This window comes from Kocuria sp. CH-021 (assembly GCF_049716185.1).
GTDB classification, from domain to species: Bacteria; Actinomycetota; Actinomycetes; order Actinomycetales; family Micrococcaceae; genus Kocuria; species Kocuria cellulosilytica.
In genome coordinates this window covers 1-209 of the sequence record NZ_JBNAFK010000078.1, presented here as the reverse complement: position 1 = coordinate 209, position 209 = coordinate 1, and the positions used below count along the sequence as shown (strand labels likewise).

The following is a 209-nucleotide window of genomic DNA, read 5'->3' as shown; positions in this document are numbered from 1 at the left end:
ACGGATCTCAAGCGGATGATCGCCTACACCTCGGTCAATCACATGGGCTACATCGTCCTGGCCCTGGGCGCGGTCGGAATCCTCGCCGAGGACGCCGCCCAAGCCCGTTCCGTGGCGGTCACCGGCGCAGTCGTGCAGATGGTCAGCCACGGGCTGATCACCGCCGCCCTGTTCCTGCTCGCCGGGGTGATGCAGGACCGGGCCGGCTC

1 protein-coding gene is annotated in these 209 nt (G+C 68.4%); it reads left to right on the top strand.

Translation table 11 applies throughout. The features are described from left to right. Positions 1–15 precede the first annotated feature (15 nt). The coding region (locus ACPYN7_RS18095; protein WP_424348571.1) for a proton-conducting transporter membrane subunit at positions 16–209 on the top strand (194 nt) is incomplete at its 3' end.